The following is a 3,132-nucleotide window of genomic DNA, read 5'->3' as shown; positions in this document are numbered from 1 at the left end:
CAAATTTAATAGCTGAATCAACTAAAACTTCATCAATTAAGATTCCTCTATCGTTGATGTTTTGGTCTATCCAGTAGTTTTCCCATTCTGAATGAGGCAAAGGGAATGCTGATAATTTTTTCTTAATAGCCATTTCTGTTTCCACATCCCTTTGATTATATTTCTTAAATGTAGACCACTTTTCTAAATCATGATGTGGTAGATTTCTTGTCCTCATACCATTGGTCTTAGTTGGTTTACAAGGAATAGAAAAATATCTAATAAGGGCCTTGCCTTCATTCATCTTTTGCTTATCAAGTTTTAAAACCTCCCCGACTTTCTCAAGGGATAGAGGTAGACCAAGATAGGCTGACCAAATCATAGTGCAGTACCAACCTTGAGGTTTTAGTCTCTTACCTAAGAATCTTGACAGACATACTCTTTCAAAGTTTGCATTAAAAACCCACTTTTCTATGTTTTGATCGCTAAGTGCTGATAATATTTCTCCAGGAATAATCTCTCCACTTGCCAAATCTATGACCTTAACTTCTCCATCATCAATAGAATAGGCAAAGAGGAGGATTTCAAAATCCTCACTCTCGGCATATTTGTATACACCACTTTTGCCTAAATCAACTGAAGAATAGGTCTCAAGATCTATGGACAATTTCTTCATAGCTATCACTAAGCTTTGTTAATTCTGCTAAATTATTTTTTCTATCTTCTTTTATTTGTTTTTCTATTTTTCTGATATCTCTATCTAGTTCTTTTAACTGAGCTTGTAAAAATCCAAGCTTATACCATAAAAAGGACCAAATAGCTAAAACTATTGCTGTAATTAAATAGTCCATTTCTACCTCCTATGCTAAGAAATCTTCATCATCATCGTCCATAGCATCGAAGTCATCTGCTGCATTAGACCTATTTCCTAAAGGTTGACCATCTCTTAGTTTTTGAATATTTCCAAGACCTACGGCAACGCCCTTATTGCCATTTACGTTGTAGGCATAAAAATTTAGTGATACCCTTGCATAAACTCCTGAGTAGACTTCACTCCTATCTAAGATTGGTTCTACATTTCTATCCACAATTTGAGGTGCTGTCATAGAGTTAGCATTTAAGAAGTATGCATCAGCGTAAGCCTCATCATCTTTTTCTGTATCGCCATCTCTTAATGGTAGTTTGATAGCTTTCTTATTTGGCTTCTTTCCATTGAATTTAGAAAGTCCTTCATCAATAGCAGCATCTACTGCTTTTTCAATCTTCTCGATTGTCTTTTGGTCACTCTTTGGTATGATGACGGATACTGAGTATCTTTCTTTACCACCATTGATTGACTTTGGTTCCCAAACATTCGCATAGCTTAATCTAACTTCACCTGTAATTACTTTAGTTTTGTTCATATTTGACATATTATTTACCTCCAAATTCTTCTTTAACATTGTCAATTTTTACTTCTTCTCGCTTGTCATCAATACTTACTAGGCTTAACTTTCCTTTTCGTTTTACTAACAAACCACTGATATTTTCGTCAAAGACTTTCTTACCAAGTAACTTAGTCATAGCTGTGATGCCAAGTAACTTCTCTTCAAAGGGGTTAAATCCCAGTTCTCTTACTTTCTTAACTACTTCATCTTCATCTCTGTATCTTCGATTAGACCTACCCTCAACCAGTTTTAGGTCCTTCCACCTATGGCCCCTCATTGCTCTTTCTAAAGCATAGGCCTTGATGTCTTTGACCCATTGTTCCATTTCGTCTAGTTTTGGTAGAATCTCTTCAATTTCATCGTCAGATAGTTCTGGTGGTAGGATGAATTCTTCTTGTGCTAGTTTTAGGTTCTCTTCTGCCCTTTTCCTGCATTTATTCTTAGCTTTACAGAATATGCACCATTCTCCACAAGAGAATTCCCCCTCGCCTTTATATGCTTTCTCGGCAATCTCTCGTATGGATTCTCCCCACTTATATAGTTCTATCTTCTTAATTTCATAAGTTGAGATATTGCATCTTCTTGGTTGATAGATATGAAGAATTACTTCCTCAATATCATAAATTCCATCGAAGAGAGTCAGAGCACCAAGTCCATATAACATGAGTTGTGTGTTTTCTTTAGCATCTACTAAAACTCCTTGACCATACTTTAGATCTATTACATGAAGTTCTTTTCCTCCAACAACTACACAGTCAGCAGTTCCAAAGGACTCCTTAACATAGTCTGATAGGTCAAGTCTTTCTTCCACAAAGACGGCTGGGCTTTCGTACCTACTTATTACTTCAGTTACATATGAAGCATATCCCTCAGTTAGCTCATCCATTTCTTCATCATAAAAATCTAAATCCTCTGTCGGGTCTTTAGTATCTAAACCTAATAACTTCTTTAGTTTATATTCTGCTAAGGCATGAGCTGAGGTACCTTCAAGTGCATAAGGACTAACCTCATCTTCATATTTTTGAGAGAGCCTAACGCTTGGCGGACAGTGAATCCATCTATTAGAAGATGATGCTGATAAAATAGCGTGAGCGCCCATTACAACTTCTCCACATCTGCTACCAAGTCTTTATAGTTACTTGGATCAATCTCAGATAATTTTTTAGCCCCATACTTTTCTAAGAGTTCTCTTATCTTTGCTGTATGACCTAATCTTGATTTGTCGGCTAGTATCTTTCTAACATCTTCAATCTCATAGGTCTTTTCATTTTGTTTTACTTCCTCTTCGTCTTTAGGTAGTTCCTCATCACTTTCTAGTGCTGTGAGAAGGACACCTATACTAGATGCAAGATTCTCTGCATCTTCTTTGATTTCCATTAGTAGCTTTATTCTTGACACTTTTTTCTCCTTTCTCTAGTTGCATTAATTCCATAGCTATCTTCTTAGCAACAATTGAGATGGCTATTAAGCTTTCTGCCATCTGTTCGTTTTTTACTAAGTCCACTTTGTTCCTCCTTTCATACTCCTTGGGACATTCATTAAATTTTTGAGTAAGACTTCTTCCCTCATACTCCTTAGGACATCTAGTAAGTTTTTGAGTAATTATTTTTTCCAAGGTCTCAATTTTTCTTGAATCTTTGGTAAATGCTTATTTTTGATGTTATTAACTGTTTTTTGGGATATTCCTACTACTTCTGCGACTTCTCTTTCTTTCATTTCGTAGAGA

At 35.8% G+C, this 3,132-nt stretch carries 4 protein-coding genes and 1 pseudogene; all 5 read right to left on the bottom strand.

Annotated features, from left to right (window positions below; all coding sequences use genetic code 11):
* Positions 1–655: pseudogene (locus PEPTYR26121_RS08390) on the bottom strand (DNA polymerase); the annotation flags it as partial.
* The gene (locus PEPTYR26121_RS08385; RefSeq protein WP_002834902.1) at positions 630–830 is read right to left on the bottom strand and encodes a hypothetical protein; all 201 of its coding nucleotides are present in this window, start codon (positions 828–830) and stop codon (positions 630–632) included. The pseudogene PEPTYR26121_RS08390 and the gene PEPTYR26121_RS08385, both read right to left, overlap by 26 nt.
* A gap of 9 nt (positions 831–839) precedes the next feature.
* Positions 840–1,391 carry a DUF2815 family protein gene (locus tag PEPTYR26121_RS08380; protein WP_019125147.1) on the bottom strand — a complete coding sequence of 184 codons (552 nt, stop codon included), beginning with the start codon at positions 1,389–1,391 and terminating at the stop codon, positions 840–842.
* Between the two features lies 1 nt (position 1,392).
* Positions 1,393–2,505, bottom strand: a complete 1,113-nt coding sequence (locus PEPTYR26121_RS08375) for a DUF2800 domain-containing protein (protein WP_180500966.1) — start codon at positions 2,503–2,505, stop codon at positions 1,393–1,395.
* On the bottom strand, positions 2,505–2,804 hold the full coding sequence (locus PEPTYR26121_RS08370) for a hypothetical protein (RefSeq protein WP_246285931.1): 300 nt from the start codon (positions 2,802–2,804) through the stop codon (positions 2,505–2,507). Before PEPTYR26121_RS08370 ends, PEPTYR26121_RS08375 begins: the two co-directional genes overlap by 1 nt.
* Between the last annotated feature and the right edge of the window lie 328 nt (positions 2,805–3,132).

Origin of the sequence: Aedoeadaptatus nemausensis (genome assembly GCF_903819165.1) — a bacterium.
In the GTDB taxonomy this organism is placed as follows: domain Bacteria; phylum Bacillota; class Clostridia; order Tissierellales; family Peptoniphilaceae; genus Aedoeadaptatus; species Aedoeadaptatus nemausensis.
The sequence above is the reverse complement of the archived record's forward strand: the minus strand, read 5'-3'. Positions and strand labels throughout refer to the sequence as shown.